The 18,670-nt window shown below is 59.4% G+C and carries 23 protein-coding genes and 1 pseudogene; 13 read left to right on the top strand and 11 right to left on the bottom strand.

Annotated features, from left to right (window positions below):
* Window position 1 precedes the first annotated feature (1 nt).
* A complete protein-coding gene (glf, locus tag CK230_RS15130; protein WP_095817976.1) occupies window positions 2-1,138 on the top strand; it encodes a UDP-galactopyranose mutase in 1,137 nt (378 codons plus the stop codon).
* Here glf and CK230_RS15125 read toward each other — a convergent pair.
* Window positions 1,135-2,304, bottom strand: a complete 1,170-nt coding sequence (locus CK230_RS15125) for a beta-glucosidase (protein ID WP_095817975.1) — start codon at window positions 2,302-2,304, stop codon at window positions 1,135-1,137. The genes glf and CK230_RS15125 overlap by 4 nt on opposite strands.
* A gap of 463 nt (window positions 2,305-2,767) precedes the next feature.
* Between CK230_RS15125 and CK230_RS33600 the strand changes: the two are divergent.
* Both CK230_RS33600 and CK230_RS15115 read left to right on the top strand, forming a co-directional pair.
* A pseudogene (locus CK230_RS33600) lies at window positions 2,768-3,069 on the top strand (MBL fold metallo-hydrolase); the annotation flags it as partial.
* Between the two features lie 402 nt (window positions 3,070-3,471).
* Window positions 3,472-3,828, top strand: coding sequence for a DUF982 domain-containing protein (locus CK230_RS15115; RefSeq protein ID WP_095818159.1), 357 nt, complete (start codon window positions 3,472-3,474; stop codon window positions 3,826-3,828).
* 105 nt (window positions 3,829-3,933) lie between these two features.
* Here CK230_RS15115 and CK230_RS15110 read toward each other — a convergent pair whose 3' ends face one another.
* The 5 genes from CK230_RS15110 to CK230_RS33100 form a co-directional block, all read right to left on the bottom strand.
* Complete coding sequence (locus CK230_RS15110) at window positions 3,934-4,257, bottom strand: hypothetical protein (protein ID WP_095817974.1); 324 nt, start codon at window positions 4,255-4,257, stop codon at window positions 3,934-3,936.
* 276 nt (window positions 4,258-4,533) lie between these two features.
* Window positions 4,534-5,031: a response regulator gene (locus CK230_RS15105; RefSeq protein ID WP_245429928.1), complete on the bottom strand. Its 498-nt coding sequence runs from the start codon at window positions 5,029-5,031 to the stop codon at window positions 4,534-4,536.
* Window positions 5,006-7,708: a PAS domain S-box protein gene (locus tag CK230_RS15100; RefSeq protein WP_095817972.1), complete on the bottom strand. Its 2,703-nt coding sequence runs from the start codon at window positions 7,706-7,708 to the stop codon at window positions 5,006-5,008. Before CK230_RS15100 ends, CK230_RS15105 begins: the two co-directional genes overlap by 26 nt.
* Before the next feature lie 884 nt (window positions 7,709-8,592).
* Window positions 8,593-8,949 carry a hypothetical protein gene (locus CK230_RS15095; RefSeq protein WP_095817971.1) on the bottom strand — a complete coding sequence of 119 codons (357 nt, stop codon included), beginning with the start codon at window positions 8,947-8,949 and terminating at the stop codon, window positions 8,593-8,595.
* Between the two features lie 321 nt (window positions 8,950-9,270).
* A complete protein-coding gene (locus CK230_RS33100) occupies window positions 9,271-9,618 on the bottom strand; it encodes a hypothetical protein (RefSeq protein WP_176480105.1) in 348 nt (115 codons plus the stop codon).
* Between the two features lie 67 nt (window positions 9,619-9,685).
* Between CK230_RS33100 and CK230_RS15085 the strand changes: the two genes are divergently transcribed.
* From CK230_RS15085 to CK230_RS15070, 4 genes are read left to right on the top strand one after another with little or no spacing between them, the layout of a single operon-like run.
* Entirely contained in the window at window positions 9,686-9,925 is a 240-nt protein-coding gene (locus CK230_RS15085) for a hypothetical protein (protein ID WP_095817969.1), read from the top strand.
* Between the two features lie 24 nt (window positions 9,926-9,949).
* On the top strand, window positions 9,950-10,180 hold the full coding sequence (locus CK230_RS15080; RefSeq protein ID WP_141246034.1) for a hypothetical protein: 231 nt from the start codon (window positions 9,950-9,952) through the stop codon (window positions 10,178-10,180).
* Between the two features lie 13 nt (window positions 10,181-10,193).
* Complete coding sequence (locus tag CK230_RS15075) at window positions 10,194-10,457, top strand: hypothetical protein (protein ID WP_095817967.1); 264 nt, start codon at window positions 10,194-10,196, stop codon at window positions 10,455-10,457.
* A 9-nt stretch (window positions 10,458-10,466) separates the two neighbouring features.
* On the top strand, window positions 10,467-11,156 hold the full coding sequence (locus CK230_RS15070) for an SOS response-associated peptidase (protein ID WP_095817966.1): 690 nt from the start codon (window positions 10,467-10,469) through the stop codon (window positions 11,154-11,156).
* 295 nt (window positions 11,157-11,451) lie between these two features.
* Here the strand turns inward: CK230_RS15070 and CK230_RS15065 are convergent, their stop codons facing one another.
* The gene (locus CK230_RS15065; RefSeq protein WP_095817965.1) at window positions 11,452-11,643 is read right to left on the bottom strand and encodes a hypothetical protein; all 192 of its coding nucleotides are present in this window, start codon (window positions 11,641-11,643) and stop codon (window positions 11,452-11,454) included.
* A 190-nt stretch (window positions 11,644-11,833) separates the two neighbouring features.
* Window positions 11,834-12,217 (bottom strand): GFA family protein, encoded by a 384-nt coding sequence (locus CK230_RS15060; RefSeq protein WP_095817964.1) that lies wholly within the window; start codon window positions 12,215-12,217, stop codon window positions 11,834-11,836.
* 398 nt (window positions 12,218-12,615) lie between these two features.
* On the opposite strand from CK230_RS15060, the gene CK230_RS32480 reads away from it, so the two are divergent.
* The 3 genes from CK230_RS32480 to CK230_RS15050 all read left to right on the top strand — a co-directional run bounded on the left by CK230_RS32480 (window position 12,616) and on the right by CK230_RS15050 (window position 14,044).
* The gene (locus tag CK230_RS32480; protein ID WP_141246033.1) at window positions 12,616-12,849 is read left to right on the top strand and encodes a hypothetical protein; all 234 of its coding nucleotides are present in this window, start codon (window positions 12,616-12,618) and stop codon (window positions 12,847-12,849) included.
* Between the two features lie 130 nt (window positions 12,850-12,979).
* A complete protein-coding gene (locus CK230_RS15055) occupies window positions 12,980-13,159 on the top strand; it encodes a DUF3606 domain-containing protein (RefSeq protein WP_095817963.1) in 180 nt (59 codons plus the stop codon).
* Window positions 13,160-13,852: 693 nt separating this feature from the next.
* Window positions 13,853-14,044: a hypothetical protein gene (locus CK230_RS15050; RefSeq protein ID WP_095817962.1), complete on the top strand. Its 192-nt coding sequence runs from the start codon at window positions 13,853-13,855 to the stop codon at window positions 14,042-14,044.
* A 348-nt stretch (window positions 14,045-14,392) separates the two neighbouring features.
* Here CK230_RS15050 and CK230_RS34095 read toward each other — a convergent pair whose 3' ends face one another.
* Window positions 14,393-14,578 carry a hypothetical protein gene (locus tag CK230_RS34095; protein WP_348629161.1) on the bottom strand — a complete coding sequence of 62 codons (186 nt, stop codon included), beginning with the start codon at window positions 14,576-14,578 and terminating at the stop codon, window positions 14,393-14,395.
* 93 nt (window positions 14,579-14,671) lie between these two features.
* On the opposite strand from CK230_RS34095, the gene CK230_RS15040 reads away from it, so the two are divergent.
* The gene (locus CK230_RS15040; RefSeq protein WP_210201481.1) at window positions 14,672-14,962 is read left to right on the top strand and encodes a hypothetical protein; all 291 of its coding nucleotides are present in this window, start codon (window positions 14,672-14,674) and stop codon (window positions 14,960-14,962) included.
* A gap of 570 nt (window positions 14,963-15,532) precedes the next feature.
* Window positions 15,533-15,919, top strand: coding sequence for a hypothetical protein (locus tag CK230_RS15035; RefSeq protein WP_348629159.1), 387 nt, complete (start codon window positions 15,533-15,535; stop codon window positions 15,917-15,919).
* Between the two features lie 268 nt (window positions 15,920-16,187).
* Here the strand turns inward: CK230_RS15035 and CK230_RS15025 are convergent, their stop codons facing one another.
* Window positions 16,188-16,604, bottom strand: a complete 417-nt coding sequence (locus CK230_RS15025) for a hypothetical protein (protein ID WP_245429939.1) — start codon at window positions 16,602-16,604, stop codon at window positions 16,188-16,190.
* A 630-nt stretch (window positions 16,605-17,234) separates the two neighbouring features.
* Entirely contained in the window at window positions 17,235-18,158 is a 924-nt protein-coding gene (locus CK230_RS15020; RefSeq protein WP_095817959.1) for a LysR family transcriptional regulator, read from the bottom strand.
* 156 nt (window positions 18,159-18,314) lie between these two features.
* On the opposite strand from CK230_RS15020, the gene CK230_RS15015 reads away from it, so the two are divergent.
* On the top strand, window positions 18,315-18,536 hold the full coding sequence (locus CK230_RS15015) for a helix-turn-helix transcriptional regulator (protein ID WP_095817958.1): 222 nt from the start codon (window positions 18,315-18,317) through the stop codon (window positions 18,534-18,536).
* Window positions 18,537-18,670 lie beyond the last annotated feature (134 nt).

Raw genomic sequence — 18,670 nt, 5'->3', positions numbered from 1 at the left:
CATGTTCGATTGGCTGATCGTCGGAGCTGGCTTTGCCGGCAGCGTTCTCGCGGAACGGATCGCCTCGCAAAGGGGCGAAAGCGTTCTTCTCATCGACCGTCGCAACCACATCGGCGGCAACGCGTATGACTGCTACAACGAAGCCGGAATCCTCATCCATCGGTATGGACCGCATATATTCCACACGAACGCCCAGTCGATCGTCGATTATCTCTCGCAATTCACCGCTTGGCACCCTTACCAGCACCGTGTGCTCGCTTTCGTGGACGGCAAGCTTCTGCCGATTCCGATCAACCTCGATACGATCAACCGCCTCTACGGTCTGGAGTTGAGCTCGACCGAGTTGGAAGACTTCTTCGCGTCCCGTCGTGAGACAGTTGAGGAAATTCACACTGCCGAAGATGTGGTCGTCAGTACGGTCGGCAGAGAGCTCTATGAGAAATTCTTCCGAGGCTACACCAGAAAGCAGTGGGGGATCGATCCCAGCCAGTTGAGCAAGTCGGTGACGGCCCGCGTCCCAACCAGAACGAACCGCGACGATCGTTATTTCGGCGACAGCTTCCAGCAGATGCCGGCCGGCGGCTATACGCGCATGTTCGAACGAATGTTGCACAATCCCAACATCAAGATCATGCTGCAGACCGATTATCGAGAGATCCGAGAGCGGATCCCGTTCCGGCGGCTGATCTACACCGGACCGATCGATGAATTCTTTGACTGGAAGCTTGGCCGTCTCCCCTATCGCTCATTGCGCTTCGAGCATGTCACCCTCGACTGCGAGCAATTTCAGCCGGTAGCCGTGGTGAACTATCCGCAGACGGAAGCCTATACCCGCATCACCGAGTACAAGCATTTGACTGGCCAGAGGAATGTCCGGACCAGCCTCACCTACGAATACCCGACAGATATCGGCGACCCGTATTACCCTGTGCCGCGGCCAGAAAACGAGGCGCTCTACAAACAATATGAAGCCCTCTCTGCCAACTGTCCCAACGTGTGGTTCGTTGGCCGTCTAGCGACATATCGCTACTACAACATGGATCAGGTCGTGGGGCAGGCCTTGGCCACCTTCGCGCGTATTCAGAAGGAGCTCCCGGCTACGCACGATTCGCAGACGGCTATCGCGGCGCCCGCCTAACCGCCCGTCCGCGTGTCCGGCACAGCAAGGTCGCGCGCATTAAGAATGTCGCTGAATAGCCTCTGCTGCCTCGCGAGTTCATCGGCTACCAGCTGGCGTATGCGGCGCGAGCCACCCGCATGGATAACGGAAAACAGGCCAACTTCGGCGTGGCGGGAATTGTCCCATCCAGGATAGGCAGTGATAGGATATAGGCAGATACCCTCGATCGGGGCTCCCTGGCCGATAGCATCCCGCACTTCATCACAGACATAATGAAGCCAGGCCGGCCCTGCGGATCCTTCTGCGCCGGTCTCTGCAATATAGAGGGGCTTGCTGTACCGTCGCGCGACCTCGACGAGCATTTCCGACAGAGGCCGGTATTCGTGGTGGCCCATAGGGATTGTCGGCCCCTGCAGATACCATTGATTGTGTGGATAGAAATTGAGCCCGACCACGTCGATCAGATCTTCCGCTCCCCCCAATTCCGGTGCGATTCGCCCCATCAGCATGTCGTAGGCTTCAAATTGTCCTTGGCGAGCATTCTCCGCACGTCGCATTTCAGGACCGCTGCGGTCCCGCGGCGCGATGTGGATAAGCGGCTCCGCCCAAATGAAGCGGCATTCGGGATCAGCTTCACGCATTGCTTCGATACCCTTGACGGCCATCTTCACTAGGTGGCGCTTGAACCAGCCCTTTCTTTTAGGTCCGGCAGGCGGGAAATAACCAACTTCGACGGCCCACGCGAAGAACGAAATTTCGTTGATCGGGCAGACCATTGCGGCTTTGCCCGTCATTGCTCGATGCAATCTGACGGCTTCGCCCGCAAAAGAGGCATAGCTCTCGATCATTCGTTCGCTGCCCTGGTCGAGATAATCAGGGGACCCGTAGTGAAAGACATCCCAGATAACTTGAACGCCCGCGGTTCTGGCAGCTTCGAGCATGAAGACCCAACTCGACCAGTCATAGACGCTCGGAGCGCTTTCGATCAGATGCCACCGCAGCCCATCACGGATGGTCCTCAACCCCAACTCTGCGCAACGACGGTAGTCGTCCGCGGCGTGAATGTCATGGCTTGTTGCCCGCACGAGATCCAGACGATGGCCATCTATCCGACGGTGCGAGGAGCACTCGAACCCAGCCATGAAAAAGCTTTCGAAAGCGGCAGGAGGAATGTGGCCCGGCATCAGACCTGTCTCACATGATCGCTGGCTTCGAATGCTCGATCGGCATGTTCCTGATGCTGGTCATCCCCCTGCCTCAGCAAATGAAGACCAGAACCATCACGCACAAACTTTTTGAGCGCTTCACTCAATTGATATACCGCAACATGATGCCGTGCAGCCATCTGTAAACGCTAATCTCGGCAGGCCGAGTTGCCCGCTCTGCAATCGCAGTCTGGAGTGTCACGACAACCAGATCGTCGCCGGCCATCACCGAGCCCCCTCGGTAGCGAGCGGCTTGTTTGCGCAAGGGGCCAAGCAAACGAACAACATTCAATCGGGAAATTTCACAGGGTGCCATGGCGGTGATTTTACCAGCTCAGCGAGAGGCCGCGTTCACATAGGTTGACCTCGCGCTTTGTGTTTGGAGCCTATCTGTCGACGTCTCCCAGCACGATATCGATAGATCCGAGGACAGCCGTAACGCGCCTTCATAACAACGGGCCAAGAATCGGCCTATGAAGTCGCCGTGCAGCAACTCGAAATGCATGGCCCACCGGCTATTTCACGCCAGACTGGGAAGCCGCCGAGCGCTCGGTCCGCGACCTGGCTGCTCTGAGCCCGGAACTGGTGATCAGCGGTCATGGAGCCGCCGCGGCTGGCGCAGGAATGCGACAAGGTCTCGATCGTCTCGCCGAGCGGTTCAGAGAAACCGCGGTGCCCGCCGGTACGAAATATGTCCGCAAGCCCGCCACGGTCACAAATGGCCGCGCCTACCAGATGCCGTGACCGGACTGGCTGACAGCCCGGCATCCATGCTCAACCACCTCCCCCGGCCAGCCCGCCGATCGTGACGGACCACGCCAAGCGGCGCTCACCTCGCGGCACAGCTCCACAATACGAGGTTTCCGCCTCTAGCTCCGATCTGACGACAACCTCAGACGGAGTGGTAATGAAGCCGATCGAGAGCTGGGCCGAGGCCTGTGACCATTTCGGTTCGCCACCAGAGCGCTCGAGATCGAGCGTCATTGGCAGTCTGCGGCAGGAAGATAGACCGCTGAGTGTTCATCGGCGGCCCTTGACGCCAAAACAACGCCTTCCGATATCTTGGCGGTGGGTCACCTAAGGCCGCCCAAGGTGCTGGATAGCCTGTGCGGCGCCAACACGGGGGATGGCAGCGGGAGTAGGCACATGGCAACCGACGTTTTTCTCAGCCTTGACTGTGCTTCCGAAGTGCATTCTTGCGAATCCGAAGACGAGCATCGAGACGTCTTCTCACGTCCCGTTCTGATCAATGACGAGTTCCTCGGCCCCCGAAGCATATGCTGCGCCATGGACGCGATTGAATTTCTTGAGGAATGGCCAATTGAGCAGCGCGGACGCCTGCACTCGTGCGCCAGCGATTTCTGCTGTGCTGCCTATGACGGACGCAGGCCCGCCGATCTCGCCCGACAAATGTTCATCGCTTGGGCTTGTGAGGTTGGGATCGCTGTCGGCCTGTCGTTCGACGCCGAGGACCTACCAGCACGGGTTGCGATCCGGGATTAGCTTCCTGTCCCTCGGCCAAGTGAATGCCGGATTTTCTCCCCCAGTCGTACATGCGGGTAGGTTTGGTCAGAAGAGCGGTCCCGTGGTCGAGCGTGCCGTTGTGGACTAGGCATTGCGGGTATAGTCGGTCGTGTAAAGCACATCACCGACGGATGTATCGCCTGATGCGATCGGCAAGCGCGATGGCATTTCAGGCATGATGACGTCGTAAACAGAAGAAAACGGCAGCTGACCGGCCTCGACAGAGTCCAGGGCCTTCTGGGGCGTTCTCATCAAGGACCGAGTACCCCATCGACGGGCTTCGACCGCCATCAGCCGCAGGCGGTCCTCGTTTTCGACCACCATGATCACATTTTGAGCGCGCCCGAGAGGCTGAGCCGTGACAGGTAGTGCCTCGCTGTCGGCAGCCACACCGTGCGCGCGCGGCATGTAAATTCTCCGCGTGGTACCGACACCTTGCGCGATAGTTTTTCACACTGCCGCCGGGCTGGCGCGCGAAGCCATACACCTGGCTCAGCCCAGACCCGCTCCCTTACCTGCGCCCCTGGTGAACAAGGGATCGAAGGCCTTCGCCAGCACATCCAATGTCATTCTGGTTCCCGGGTGACGGCGTCATGACGTATTGCCCGAATTCCATGCCGCTCTCCCAGGCATAGCGATCGTCCTGCTCAGGGGTTTCGATCCCTTAAAAGATAGGCGCAGCGTTCAGCTCCGCTTTTCGATCTCCTGCAACGCATGTCGGACGGCGCCAATCAAAGTCGCAGTCGAGTATGGCTTTTGCACCCACCCCAGGGGATTGGCCGCCTCCGCTCGGATCCTCACGTCCCGATCGCCATGCGCCGTTGTAAAGATGCACCGCATTCCCAACTCGCGATTCAACTCTAAGGCCGCATCGACACCATCCCGCGTTCCAAGTAATCGGATGTCCATTAAGACGAGCGCCGGCCTTAGCGAATTCGCCATGCTAATTGCCCCATCGGCGCTCATCGCCGGGCCGGCGACTTCGAAGCCGGCGGCAATAAGCCCTGCCTCCACATCGAGCGCGATCAGGTAGTCGTCTTCGACGATCAGGATCAATTGGCCTCGGGTCTCTCCGGGTCGTTCGCCGCTCATATCATCGCGCGAGAAAACCACCTGGGGCTTGAAGGATCGATTGATATCCGCCGCAAAGCTTAGCTCACGTATCGACGCTTTTGGGCGCAAGACCGCTCTCCTGGGACAGCTGAGAAAAAGTGACGGTGCACCTGGATGGCTGCCGGCCGACTTCAAAAGTCCCGCCGATCTGCCGCACCAGGCCTGCAACAAGTCGCAGACCCGACGAAGAAGATCGCACCGAACTGAGTTCGAAGCCTGGTCCCTCATCCTCGACCACGAGGCTAATGTGTTCGCCGCTTAGCCGGATCGAAACGTGGATGGTTCCTTTCCCATCTCCAGGGAAACCGTACTTCACGGCGTTGATCAAAAGCTCGTTGATGATCAGCGCCAGCGGCATCGCAATGTCGTTTGGCAGTTGGATTGGATCTGCCTCACAGTCCAAATGAACGCCTGACGGGAACATCTGTTTTGCCGTCTCACAAACAGCTCCCAGGAAAGCCTCGGCTCCGAAGTTGACAGCATCAGGCGTGTCATAGAGGACCCGCTGCGCCGCAGCCATCTCCGCCACCCGCTTGCTGGCCTCGTCCAGAACGGTCCGTGCCTCCGAACTCTTGCTGGTCCTCGCTGCCACCGAAAGCAGGGACTTCAGCATCATCATGTTGTTCTTGACGCGATGATTAAGCTCATCGAGCAAGATCCGCTGCTGGGTTTCGGCTTGCTTGCGCTCGCTCACATCGACCAGCATGTTTATGCCGCCGGTGATGTTTCCAGCAGCATCGCGCATCGGTGTCGGATAGGGAATGAAAGGAACCCTGCTCCCATCGGGCCGCTCGGCCACCGCTTCATACCCCCGGATAGGCCGCCCCTCACGCAGGGAAACCGCCATTGGACACTGGTCATGGGGAAGCGGCGTTCCATCGGGCCAGAAGAGCTTCCATGTCACGCACCATTCGTCGGTGCCAATCTCTGGCGTTCGGCCGGCCAGTTGCACTGCCGCTTCATTGAAATAGGTGATCTTGCCGTCCCGATCGGTGGTGTAGATCGCAGCAGGAATGGCGGCGAGCAGGTCTTTGAGTTGGCGTTCGCTGTCTTGTATTTTCGCTTCCGCGGCCTTTTTGTCGCTTATATCTCGGGCGATCTTGGAAGCCCCAATGATGCGGCCTGACGAATCCCGGACCGGCGATATCGTAAGAGAGATGTCCACCAGCGTTCCGTCTTTGCGGCGGCGAACCGTCTCAAAGTGATCGACGAGTTCGCCCTTGCGGATGCGACCTAAGATCAGCGGCTCCTCGGCCAGCCGGCCCTCGGGAATGATGGTGGTGATGGGCCTGCCGACCATCTCCGCGGCCGAATAGCCGAACAGGCGTTCGGCGCCACCATTCCAGGTGGAGACGATGCCGTTGAGGTCCTTGCTGACGATGGCGTCATGCGACGACTCCACGATCGCCGCCAGCCGCTGGGCCGCTTTTTGAGCTCTGACACGCTCAATGCCGAACCCGAGTTGGCGCGCGATTGTCCGGGCGACTTCGATCTCTTCCGCCGAGCAATCGTGCGGCTCGTCGAAATACGCCATGAACTTGCCCAGCAGACGCCCGCCTTCGGTTATCGGGATGAAGCAGGCCGCGCCGATGCGCTCTTTCCGGATTGACTGTTTCAAGCTGTTGGGAAGTTCGGCCTGTTCCACATCGCGCACGAAGATCGGCTGTGGATCGCGGTCTGCCGCGGACCATGGGGAATGGCCTTGCACGGCGACTGGATACGGATCCGATAGCCCCCGCCAGGCGACAAACTTCATGCTGCCGCTTTCCAGAAGCAGAACAGAAGCACGCTGACATCTCAGCCCGCGCTGAATTGCGTCGAGCGCGGCCTCATAGACATCTTCCGGGGCTAGGGCGTGCTGGAGCATTTCTGTCAGTTGATGCAGCGCAGCCTGCTCCTCGGCCCGCCGGGCGAGTGCCGCCTCGATCTCTCTCCGCTCGGAGAGGTCGTGCTGCACCCGGACTGCGTAGCGAAACTGCCCGCTGGCGTCGAGAACACTGGAAGATGTTACGACAGCCCACAAAAGCGACCCGTCCTTGCGCACGAACCGCTTCTCGATGGTGTAGCTTTTGATCTCACCGGCGACCTGTCGGCGATATTTCGCGCGATCCGCCTCGACGTCGGCAGGATAAGTCCAATCGAAAACTAGTCGACCAATCAATTCCTCCTGCGTATAGCCCAAGAGGTGGCATAAATGCCCGTTCACTCGCAGCAGCCGGCCTTCGGCGTCAGCTTCGACGATACCCACGCCGGCGCTGTCATAGGTGAGTGCAAGCCTCTGCTCTTGTTCGCGCAACAGCTCTTCCGCTTTGACCTTTTCGGTCACATCGATGGTGATGCAGCGGGTGTTGATCATCCGTCCGCCAGCGGAACGCGCGTTGGATGTTATCTCCACCCAACGGATGGAGCCGTCACTGGCGCGCAACCTGGCGCGATAATGCTGAAGGTGCTCACGCCGAGAAAGGCGGTTCAAAATATCGTCGATCGTGGCGGGATCGGCGTGAAATTCCCGGATGTTGCGGCCAATGTATTCTTCGGGCGCGTAGCCGAGGAGGTCCAGTTCGGCTCGATTGGCACGCAGTATGGTGCCGTCATTGCTGACTATGTGAAGCCCAACGGCCGCATTTTCGAAGAAATCCTCCAGTTCGCTGCCGGGAAACAGGACCGCACCAGTCCCATCGGCGTTCCCGTTGCTTCCGAAGGATCGCGCGCCAGAAATGCTGGAGGGCAAAGCTCGTTGTTCCATGAAGTGCCGAAAACCCCTTAACCCACGTTAACACCAGGTCAGGCAAGAGGTTCCAACGGCTTGCAAATTCTCATGTCTAAGATGTGTGATGAGACCAAAGGCGGGAGCAGCGGTAAGGGCCGACAAACTCTTTTGCGGGAGCGCGGTTGTCATGTCGAGTGCACTTGGGGAACCCTTCAGCCAGAGCGCCAGGTTTGCCTCGCCGTAAGCTATTGTCTTTGATTTGGCTTTTCCTTGCGCAGCGCCGCCAAAGTGTGGTTGTAGAAGCCAGATTGGCTATGCAACCACCAGGGACGCAGTGCGGACTATGTGCGGACGATGCACGTTCGCTTTGGTGATTAGCAGCGACCTCAAGCCGATTTGAGCCTGAGGGACGGAAGCGGCATCTCGCAGTGGTTCCGGGCAAAAGCAGACGCTGCGTGACGAGCACTTAGGAACCTTTCACGTAACGCCCAGTTCTGCTCGGTGTCTGGGATCAGTTTGCCGGTAACGATGCAACGAAGCAGGCGGAATTCGGAAGAGCTCGCATCGCTTGTGCGACAGCAGTTCAAGAACGAATGATGCGACGCCACTTGTGTGCGCTCCCGATTTTTCGCTCCGAGCGATGGCTGCCCGACCATTTGCGTGCAATCATGGACCGCCTCAGGGCAAGCGACATGAAGAGGCCCAAACGCTTAGTTCAGTTACCGGCACGACGGGAACTGCCTGCATTGCCAGCAACGCGCGGTAGGAGAAGCTGGCGCGGTCAAACCTTCTGAACCGAATCGCGCGACCGCTTGTATGGACATAAACGCGCTCAGTTGAGCGCGCTCGGGCATATAACCTGGTGGTCAAGCAGCTTTTGACGCCTCGGGCTAACTTACCCGAGACATTGGCTAAGTGAGCTACTGCAATGCGGGCTGCGACGGTTGCTTGCCCGGCTGGTCGCCACCGGTGCTAGACCGAGATGTTGGGTCCTTGTCCACCTGTGGGTTCTGGTCGACCGGGGCCACGTTCATGTCGTCGGCTTTGGACCTTGTCGGATCACTTTCCGCCGGATTTGGGCTGGCGGATGAGGGCGCCCGACTATTCTCCTGGGGCGCTGGCTTTTCCTGGGTCGCAGGTGTCTTGGCCGACTCACCATAGATCTCGGCAACGCCCCATGCGATCGCCGCCAGGACCAGCCCGCAGATCAAAACGGCAAGAACCGGAAGTCCGCGGCCACCCTGGCGCGCTTTCTTTTCGGGGATCTCATTGGCCATCGGAATAACCTATCTGGAGAGGGAGAGTGCCTGTGGCACGCCTCTGGTGCTGGAGCTAACAAGCGATTCCGAAGGATGTTCCCGCATTGAATAAGAAAGCACTCGGCGGAGGGTTTCACTGTCGAATCTCCAAGTCAGCAACTGGAACATGGGAAGGCGTTGGGACAGGCATATTGGCCCAAATGCCGTGGGAATGCCTCAATTGCCGGTCGGCCGCCCGCGCGCTGGCGGACGGTAAGGTGAATGTACTTTTGCGTCGTCGGTGAAGATAGCGGCGCAGCCAGCAGCATCCCAGGCAAATACGGCGCCCGGCACGGCCCGTCATTCGTCCCTCCAAATCACCCGCTTCTCCCAGCGGATTTGCACCAGCCGCCGATAGCGCATCGTGTGCGCCTGCTCGCCGGTCGGATGGAATAGCTCGGCGTCCATCCACTCCGGCTGCCGCATTGCTGGCAGCGCACCTTCTCGCGCACCTCGTCGGTCGTAACGTTGCCCGATGACCTCCCGCAACTCGAGCGGCTTGTAGAAGCGCCTGATGTTGCACTTGCCGCAGCGGATGCCCGCCACCTGCCCCGCGTCATGGGCACGCGTAAGGGTCCAGGCAGCGCCTCTCGGCCACTTCTCGGGTTGCTCCGGCATCCCTTGAAATGAGGATTCCTGCTTGGTCAAGAGGCGCTTGACTCCAGAGTTCTCATTTTGTTCACTAGACTCCTGACAGCCACAGGGGAGGTCGGTCATGGACATCATGATGGACGCAAGGGGCGCCACACCTGAAGAAAAACAGCGCGGTATCGCAGCGGCTTGGGCCGTGATCGAGCGTTTTGGCTTGACAGCCGAGGAAGCGGCCGAGGGCTCATTCGCAGTCGAAGTTGGGACGACATGGGCTTTCCGCCGGACCAGGAGCCATCGGAAGACGAGTATGCTGCCGCGGATGTTTGGGGGGCGGCCGGCAATGCCACAACAAGGGGTGGTCTGACGAGAGGCGCAGCAGTTGCAAGCCGTGAACTTGAGGAACGAGTTCTATGATGAGCGGATCGCCATGCTGGCACGCGCGGCAACAGATGACATGGCTGATGGGTGGCGGGCGAGAGACCTCGTCATGGCGGTCATGGTTGCATATACGCCGCTCGCTTGTGCGCAGTTCACGCCGGACGAATCCGACGAGCCAAAGCGCCACGCGGTGTTCGACGCGATCGACGCGCTTGAAGCGGGATCAGCGCCTCTCAATTGAGAAAGGCCGTTGAATGTCGAGCCATGTCGTGCCGGAGCAGAAAAAGCCGAAGCTCATTGTCGTGGTCGCCTTTGACCGCGGCGAGGATGGCGAGCTGTTTCCGATGTATGGGCCTACCGATCAGCAAAGCGAAGAGCGGGCGATCCGAACTGCCAAAGCGCTAGCAGGCAAGCACGTTGGTGTGATCGCTTGGAGCCGGGATGCCGATCCGGCGCTCGGCGACTATGGACCGCCAAACACCCTCTTTGTGAGCGGCGATGTACCCGACCTGGAGTGAGCAGCGCGAATGTGCGGACGCTACACCCGATATCTGCCGTGGTCCGAAATCCACCGGCTTTACCGCCTGACCGCGCCGGCCGACGTGGGCCGCAACGACGCGCCACGCTACAACATCGCGCCGACTGACGAGGTGCCGTTCATCACGGCCGATAACGGCAATCACAAGGTCCGAACCGGCCGTTGGTGGTTGGTGCCTTTTTGGGCGAAGGAAATGCCCAAGGCACCGATGTTCAACGCGCGTATCGAGACCGTCGATACGACGCCGGCATTTCGGGACGCCTTCAGATCGAAGCGCTGCCTGATCCCGGCCGACGGCTTTTACGAATGGACTATCAGCCCGGCCGATCGCGGCAAGGATCCTTGGCACATCTTCATGCCGGGTCACGCGCCTTTCTCCTTCGCCGGCTTGTGGGCCTATAACAAAACGCTGGACGTGACGAGCTGCACCGTCATCACCGAGCCTGCCGCCGAGCCGATGCGCCAGCTTCACGATCGTCAGCCGTTGATCCTCGATCCAGCCTACTACGATGCCTGGCTGAACGCGGAGACGCCGGCAAGCGACCTGAAGGACTTGCTCTCGCATGACATCGACGGGCAGCTTCAATTCAACCGTGTCGGCCGAGAGGTGAATTCCGCGGCGATCAACAAGCAGCCCAACGACCATTCCGGGCTTGTCGGGCCAATCAATCCGCTCTGAAAAAAGTGCCCGGCCCCGCAGATGCCGCAGATCAACTGCGCAAGGGTGCGTGGACCGGGCTCACCCAAGGCGCGCCGCCAGAAATGGGGTGACTTCTCTCAAAGCTCGATGCCACGATCAAGCGCATTAACCCGTGTTAGCGGGCCAGCAACTAGCGGCGCTGTGTTGCGTATGTGCAACCGTTACATCGACAGCAGGGTATCACGAGCCGGAACCCAAGCAGTTAAATGCTCATCATGGTGACACAGGATTCGCGGGCCGAGCCGACCGACAAAGTCAGCTGCCGTTGCGCGTGTTAGCCCACCCGCTCAAGTTCCTCCGACAGACTCGCAAGGTCAATGACACCCTGCCTGAAGAGGCCGAATAACTTAAGCGCGACCTGCTCCCGGTCCATCTCATCGGCGATGCGATGCCTCGCGCAATGGTCGTCGAGAGCTTTTGCCAGGATCGTCAGTTCGGCTGGTTCCACCACTTGATACGCCGTCATCACACGCCTCCCACACCGCGACGCCTGGACGATACACCCAAAAAAATCAGCTTCGAGTCAAACCTCTTTAGGACTGAGGTCCGATGCCGCCGCGCAGCAGTCGTCCTGGCTCCGCCAATAAGTCCTCGGGACGAGCGATTGTTGCATCCTTGCGCGCTTGCTTGCCGACCAGCGCGAAGCTTGAGGAAACCTAGCCCTCCTGCTCCTGGGGTAGGCCGTCGGTTAGATCGTAAAAATCGGACTTCGAGCCCACGAAAATATGCTTGGCAAGGCGCAGGCCGGTCGGTGGGTCAAGGGTTCCCGCAGCGACGAATGTTTCAACACCCGGAGCCGCCTTCCAGAATAGGTTACCGCCGCAGCGGGAGCAGAAGCCGCGCTCGACGTGACGTGACGAGCGGTACCAACTGAGGGTCGACGACGCTACCAGTGCAAGATCCTTCGAGCGACAGGCCGCCATAGCCGCGAAGTTGCCGCTGGTGCGGGCGCATTGGGTGCAGTGGCAGGCTATAGGCTGTGCAAGCTCGCCCGCTATTTGGTAACGCACACACCCGCATAGGCAACGACCAGATGACATGGAGACCTTACCCGTAGAGGAAGATTTTGTTCCATGAAGTTGCAAAGCTCGTTGGAGTCAGTTGATTGGAGTCATTATGTCGAAGTAGCCCTTCAGGTACATTTCGGGGAGACGTAACGCAGCTTCTTCTCGTCCTCAGGCGTCTCGACGTAGCTGACAAGGAGGCTTCAGCCGCCGCGCTGTGTTCTTCTTCAGTCCTTGGGAAGCGGCGGAGGGTTCCAGAACAGCGTCGCTTCTAAAGGGGGATGAAGAACAGCCAGCCCGCGTGCGCATGAGAGCTCGAACGAATTACTGGATTCGATTCCATAACTCGGAGTTCATTAGGACAGCTGGTTTAGCGATTGGAACAATCTCCGGGCGGTCGGCTTTGTTTATCGAATTCAACGGAGGGCCAGCCAATGTCCATCATTGAGAGCATCACCGGCATTTTCTCGTCAAAGGAAGAGCCGAAAAAGGCGCGTGCAAGAAGGACCGCGCCAAAGAACGCAACACCAAAGAAAGCCTCTGCCAAGTCGTCAGCTACCAAGAAGACTGGTGCGGCTCCGGCGATGTCGGCTCACTCGAAAGACGCCGCCCCCAAGAGTAAGTCAGGGCAGCCGAAGGCGCCGGCCAAAAAGAAAGCAGCTCACTGACCGAAGACAACCCCGCGGAAGCGGGGTTCTCATTCAGCAGACGGGCTTTGAAACGGCGTCAACTGCTGGGGTGGCCACTAAGGAACATTCGTTATCGGCCGCTGTTCTTCTCTGACCAGGAGGAACAGCCATGGCAGACGACAAGACCAAACGAGATTTTCGTGACCGCGATCGCATCTCGGCCGACGAGGATTACGAAGTCCGCTATTTCGCCAAGCAGCATCGGATCAGCCCCGACCAGGTGCGCGATCTCATCAAAGAGCACGGCAACGCCCGTAAGACGTTAGAGCGAAGAAAGCTTCGGGGATGACGAGACTTGCCGAACTCGGCTCTCCGAAACGGGTGACGGTGCACTGCCCGCCGGCTCGAAGGAGGATTCCGACTTCTACCGGTGCGAGACATGCGGCCAGTTCGTCGACTGCAAAGACCTCAGGCAGGTAATGTGGCACCAGTTCCAGGACGAGCATGAGCCGCCGGAGTTTGACGCATGAAGCCCGAAGATTGACCGTCCACGGTCCGGCCAGAACGAAGCCGAAAATCTACCTCAGATGGAAGCTTCGACCGCGCAGTGAAGAACGCCGTCAAGGGGATTAAGCCCGGAGACGACTAGCCGCCGCCCGTTCCAACGATGGCGATAGGGGGTCACCGCCCGCCGAGCGGATAAAGGGCACTCTTAAGGTGGCCGAGAGCGATCCCAACTGCCGGGCAGCGCTCCAACTGATCAGGTGACGAATGAGGGACTCTGCCCGCCCGGCGTGCCTCCAAGCGAACGGTCTATCAACGGCCAAGATGGACTTTCGCTGGCCGAAGCCGAGGCCGCGCGATCGTTGCCGTCAAAACTCTTGAGCTTCGACCCGCAAGAGATACGGCCAGCGCCAGGGATAAAGTCGTAGCTGGCCTTCGGTTCACACCACCTGTTCCTTACCTTGACTTGCCGCGCCCGCTACGAGCCGGAACAAGGCTTCGCCCTGATCGTTGGGACCGTGACGGAACGGGGGATTGCATGAAAACCTACCTGGTTGAAGAGATGGCCGGCGACACGCCGGTGTCCCATCACACCGTGATCGCAAACACGCCGTGGGAGGCTGCTGCGGTCGGCACCAAGAAAGAGGTTCAGTCGCGCAGAGATGAACGGCTATGGGTTCGCGTCACCGATGAAGGCAGCCGCGCCGTGTATAAGTATGCGTTCAAATAGGCCGTAACGACCTGTTCAAATCGCCCGTCCACCACGACAGGCGGAACGAGCAACGAACAGCGGCGTTCTTGTGGATGGCTCCAGAAGATGACATTGACATGGTGAAAGGCCATGTGAAGTTGGGGAACAGCATTTGGTTCGTCAACACCAACTGATTGCCCAACTCACGCGCGATAATCTGCCTGTGGCCAAGCTATCAATTTCCTTCACCGGTTGGAGGACATGCCGGAGCTGCATCGCAAGCATTTGGCCCGGATCCAACGCAAGGCCGCGGATAATAGCTGTTCACCTCGCGACGGGCCGCTTTTGAAGCCCGATCCAGCCCCGCATAGTGTGGACGCGTTGGAACTAGATTCCCGATAACCCCAAGCACGGCACTGGGCGATTCATGTGAGCTGAGGCAAGAGCATGACCCGCTTCAAGCAGACAGCTATTCAGAATTTCGGCGATACCGGAATGATCGCGAATATGGTCGTTGAAGAAGCGACCTTTTGCAAAGGCAGAACGGAACGCCACGTAAGTCTCAGGAGGCACCTCGTCAAAGTCGTACCGCTTGCCGCTGCTCACGAACCAGACCGAAAGGGTCCTTGCTCACCGGATCGTACTCTGTCTTTCTGATCGAGGTGGATGGCATGGCGCACCCATCGTTACAGGTTCGCCAACGATCGGAAGCCGTTTTTGTTTCAGGTACGCGAATTAACGCCCAGCATGAAGACGACAGCGACTTACGATTCGGCGGCGGATACATTCACGCTCGAGAAAGGCATCTGGCAGGGGACGTTTCCGATCGTCGATTTGCCTAAGTGGGTGCACTTCTATCGCCAGCAGATGGAGCGCTACCCCGCACATGCGGGATCGTATGCAGAGGATGTAAAAGCCCTTGAGGCGCTGGCGGCTGAGTTGCGTTGGCGGCAATAGAAGAGCCCGCACCGCGGGAACGGTGCGGGCCTATGTCGGGGTACTGCCGACCCCGACACGACGCGTGCGGGGTTTTGGGAGGGGATTGCGTCGCGGCTACCAAACCTCGATCCGACTGGAATGTTCCGCCGAAACTGTGAGGCTCGCGGGCCGCGTACCCAGAGTAGGTACTGAGAAAGTCCGAGCCCGGCCCGCAGATCGAGGGTGACACAGGATTGTGCGAGCCGGGCCAAGCCGCCGGCACCTATTCCGGGGGGAAGCGGTTTTCAAAAGCCGGCGGTGAGCAAAGTTGTTCGACAAACCCTCGTACTGAGGACTGAGGTCCCATTGCGGTACTTGCGATGGTCTATCTGAAAGAGCCCGTCGGCCCTGGTTGCCAGGATTGGTTCTTCATCGGCCTCCCTGCGACAACCGCATCTCCAGTGGAGGGCTGGTGCTGCTACTCTCCGCCCCGACGCGGTGCGCGGCGGGCCCAGCCTGCGCACCGCGTCCTTGGTCAACTTCACCCCCGGCCCGATGTTCCATTAGCGGTTGCTTGACTAAGCCGCTGCCCGCTCCAGACTCTTTTTTATGGCGAAGGGCCAATTCAACATCGGCGATGAAGTCGCCATCACCGCTACCGTGCGCAGGCGCGTCACGGAGGATCGGGTGAGCGTTTCGATTCCGACTTATAACCAACCCCACTCGATCATCGAAAGGGCCAAGGTGATGAAAGGCCAACCGATAGAACTGGTCGGCGACGTCAAGCGTGTCGATGAGGACCAGGTTACCGTCAATCTCGGAGTGCCTGTGACTGTGAACGCCGGCACCCTCAAGCTGGTGACACGCTACGTCGCTCCGAAGCGGAAGAGTCCGCTGATCGACAATGCGACTTCAGGCTCCCGCTATTTCGGTCTTGCGTCTTCTTGGACGAGCGCCTCGAGAGAGGGACAAAGCCGTGAAGGCGCTTTGAAGTAATCTATCGCCCGAGCGGCAGCTTAGACACTGACTGCAGCTCGGCCTCGTCTCTGATTCCTGCGAGGTAATTTGCCAGGAGCCGAGATGCGAGGGCTTCGCGTCGCTCAGGTGATTGATGTTCGTCCTTCAGTTTGTCGAACACGCGACCGAGCAGCGCAACTTCTGAAGGACTGAAGACGCCCGCCTCTCTGGCTCTCTGATAAATTGGCATGAGGTCCTCCCAGCACTGGCCGAGCCCTCAAACGCAGTCAACTGATCTTTGATATCCTCAGTTGTCAAGAAAAACCGCGCTAAGGGTGGGAAGGTGTCTCGCACTGAGTGCAAGGGAGCCAGATGCGATGGGGATCCGCTGTGAGCCGCTAGTCTGGCGCAGGGTTGGGGCCATTTCCTGCAGCAGACTTTGCAGGGCAGCTTTGCGCTCGATCAGCGGCTGGCGGCGGAGGTCGCGACCGTTCAGGTGCAAGAGGTCGAAGGCAAAGAACATGATCTTCGAAGAATTCGGACTTCCCAGCTCTCGCTCCAAGGCTTGAAAGTCAGGCAGGCCTGTTTTGCCGAGGACGACAGCTTCACCATCAAGGATTGCGGATTTAACAGGGAGGTTTGCCGCCGTCTCAACGATGCGCTTGTATAGGTGCGACCAGTCATAGCCCCGCCGCGTAAACGCCCTCGCCTGCCCACTTTCAATGATGAGTTCTGTCCGGTAACCGTCGTATTTGATCTCGTGCAGCCAGTCGGCGTCGGCGGGGGTCTTTCGACGAGCGTCGGTGATTGGAAATCGATGAAGGCGAGTTGCCCCTTCGGTTTAGGCATGCGCTGCGGACTCCCTGAACCCTGATTCAAACCTGGCCGTCGCGATCGGTTCCGATAAAATTAGCAAAAGTGCATGTAAAGCCTGCCCTGGACGCCTATTGCGGATGCATTGCCGAGAGCTTCCGCGATCACACCATGCCTGAAGCAGCATCATTTTAGCTAAACTGTATGTGCGGCGGACCACAGGTTCGCCAGGCCGGCGCACGCTTCAGGCAATCTCCCAACGAGAGGCCCCGGCCACCTTAGCCCGCTGCAGTTGGTGGTGGCACATCTGCAGCGGGTTTTGGGGTGAATGCGCTAGCGGCGGAGCCCCGACGTACGGGCCCTGCATCATCACATGAGTGGCCAGACCCGGATCGCGCTGATAGCGAAAGCAAGTTGTGCGGACAGCGAGTGGCTGCGCGCAACCACCCTTTGGATCAAGCGCGTCGTAAAGCCTGGCGCGCCACGTTCGGCTGCCGAGGTCGCTGATGTTGTCCTAGCTCGATGGACCGAGTGTTGGCCGTCATCGTAGTGATCCGTCGCTGCCGGAGTCTGAGAATGCGGCGATGATCGCCTCGAGCGATACGTTCAATGCGCTGGAGAAGGTGCGACCCTTCTGCCAGACCGCGACGTAGTGATAGAGCGCCGATGGTTCCACCGGCCTCGCCTCAAGGTGAAAGGCAGCGTACTCGCGCGCGATGATCTCGTTGGTTATCGCAATGCCAAGCCCGGCCGACACGTACCCGGCTTCGTGACCGTTGCAATCGAACTCGACAAGTATGTCGGGCTCGGCACCCGCGAAGCGCAGCGCATTGAAATTCATCTGATGGGCAGCGAATTGCGGATCGATATCGACGATGGTCTCGCCGGCGAGGTCCTGAGCCTCGACACGGTCCTGTCGCGAGAACCGGTGGCCGGCAGGAAAGATGCAGACATTGCGCGCCGATCCCAGCGGCGCCCATTCGAACAGGCGCGGGTCGAGCGGCAACCTTGAGATTCCAAGGTCGGCTCGGCCGGCCAGGATGTGCTCCCCGATCTGCTCGTAGCTGCCTGAGATAGAACGCACATTCGAGGCGGTCTTGGCATGGATGATGGCAACCACCTTGGGCAGCGTCACGAAGCCAAACACCGAGGGAGCAGCGATCGCGATCCGCTGCTTTTCTTCATTCTTCATCGCAAAGATGGATGCTTCCAGGCGCCCGAGCGACGTCAGCGCCATCTCGACGTTCCGCAGCAATTCCCAGGCCTCGAGAAGCGGCACGATGCGGTTGGCGGAGCGCTGGAAGAGCGTGAGGCCGACCGTTGCCTCGAGCTGCTTGACATGCTGGCTGACGGCTGGCTGGCTGATGCCGAGCTCGGCCGCGGCGCGCCTTGTCGAGCCGGTGCGCAGCACGGCGCGGAAGACTTGCAACTGACGGAACTTGAAGCCGCCTGGCAGCGGTTCCATTGCCTGCGCTCCTCCACGATGGGCCGTCGCCGCACTTTGCGGGCGGGCAAAAACTTGTGGGTGTTGCGCCTGAGATCAGGCGCGCTCCGGGACGGACTATAATATAGTCACTATAGTGACTGGTAAAGCTGAAGCTTTGCTTATCGCTATGCGCGCATGCGCCTGGCGGAGATTTTTGGAGCAAACGTTCGCAGGGTCCGCCTGAAGCGCGGAATGACCCTGGAGTCGCTGGCGACCGAAGCCGGCCTCGCCTACAGCTATATGGGCGGCATCGAACGCGGGCAGAGAAATCCCAGCCTGGACGTGGTCGAGAGGATCTCGAAGGCTCTGGAGTGCGATCCCGTCACGCTGTTCCGCTCGACCCCCGCGGACAAATAGCTGGCCTGCGAAGTCCAGGAAGCCAGCCCTCAAACCCCCTCCCCGCCGCGCGGGCTCCGCGCTCGTCCCGGCCCGCCAGATGGGCCGCCCCTTTGACTTGCCAAGCATCGGCTGTGCTTTGCAGTGCAAGGTTA

It is taken from the genome of Mesorhizobium sp. WSM3859 (genome assembly GCF_002295065.1).
GTDB lineage: Bacteria > Pseudomonadota > Alphaproteobacteria > Rhizobiales > Rhizobiaceae > Mesorhizobium.
The sequence above is the reverse complement of the archived record's forward strand: the minus strand, read 5'-3'. Positions and strand labels throughout refer to the sequence as shown.

Coding starts and splice junctions, on each gene's coding strand:
- CK230_RS15065 (WP_095817965.1), bottom strand. CDS start 11,643: ATGACGGCGTATCAAGTGGTGGAACCAGCCGAACTGACGATCCTGGCA.
- CK230_RS15060 (WP_095817964.1), bottom strand. CDS start 12,217: ATGTCATCTGGTCGTTGCCTATGCGGGTGTGTGCGTTACCAAATAGCG.
- CK230_RS15075 (WP_095817967.1), top strand. CDS start 10,194: ATGTCGAGCCATGTCGTGCCGGAGCAGAAAAAGCCGAAGCTCATTGTC.
- CK230_RS15110 (WP_095817974.1), bottom strand. CDS start 4,257: ATGCCGCGCGCGCACGGTGTGGCTGCCGACAGCGAGGCACTACCTGTC.
- CK230_RS15015 (WP_095817958.1), top strand. CDS start 18,315: ATGCGCCTGGCGGAGATTTTTGGAGCAAACGTTCGCAGGGTCCGCCTG.
- CK230_RS15020 (WP_095817959.1), bottom strand. CDS start 18,158: ATGGAACCGCTGCCAGGCGGCTTCAAGTTCCGTCAGTTGCAAGTCTTC.
- CK230_RS15050 (WP_095817962.1), top strand. CDS start 13,853: ATGAAAACCTACCTGGTTGAAGAGATGGCCGGCGACACGCCGGTGTCC.
- CK230_RS15055 (WP_095817963.1), top strand. CDS start 12,980: ATGGCAGACGACAAGACCAAACGAGATTTTCGTGACCGCGATCGCATC.
- CK230_RS32480 (WP_141246033.1), top strand. CDS start 12,616: ATGTCCATCATTGAGAGCATCACCGGCATTTTCTCGTCAAAGGAAGAG.
- CK230_RS15125 (WP_095817975.1), bottom strand. CDS start 2,304: ATGCCGGGCCACATTCCTCCTGCCGCTTTCGAAAGCTTTTTCATGGCT.
- CK230_RS15040 (WP_210201481.1), top strand. CDS start 14,672: ATGGCATGGCGCACCCATCGTTACAGGTTCGCCAACGATCGGAAGCCG.
- glf (WP_095817976.1), top strand. CDS start 2: ATGTTCGATTGGCTGATCGTCGGAGCTGGCTTTGCCGGCAGCGTTCTC.
- CK230_RS15095 (WP_095817971.1), bottom strand. CDS start 8,949: ATGGCCAATGAGATCCCCGAAAAGAAAGCGCGCCAGGGTGGCCGCGGA.
- CK230_RS15100 (WP_095817972.1), bottom strand. CDS start 7,708: ATGGAACAACGAGCTTTGCCCTCCAGCATTTCTGGCGCGCGATCCTTC.
- CK230_RS15070 (WP_095817966.1), top strand. CDS start 10,467: ATGTGCGGACGCTACACCCGATATCTGCCGTGGTCCGAAATCCACCGG.
- CK230_RS15115 (WP_095818159.1), top strand. CDS start 3,472: ATGGCAACCGACGTTTTTCTCAGCCTTGACTGTGCTTCCGAAGTGCAT.
- CK230_RS15085 (WP_095817969.1), top strand. CDS start 9,686: ATGGACATCATGATGGACGCAAGGGGCGCCACACCTGAAGAAAAACAG.
- CK230_RS15035 (WP_348629159.1), top strand. CDS start 15,533: ATGGCGAAGGGCCAATTCAACATCGGCGATGAAGTCGCCATCACCGCT.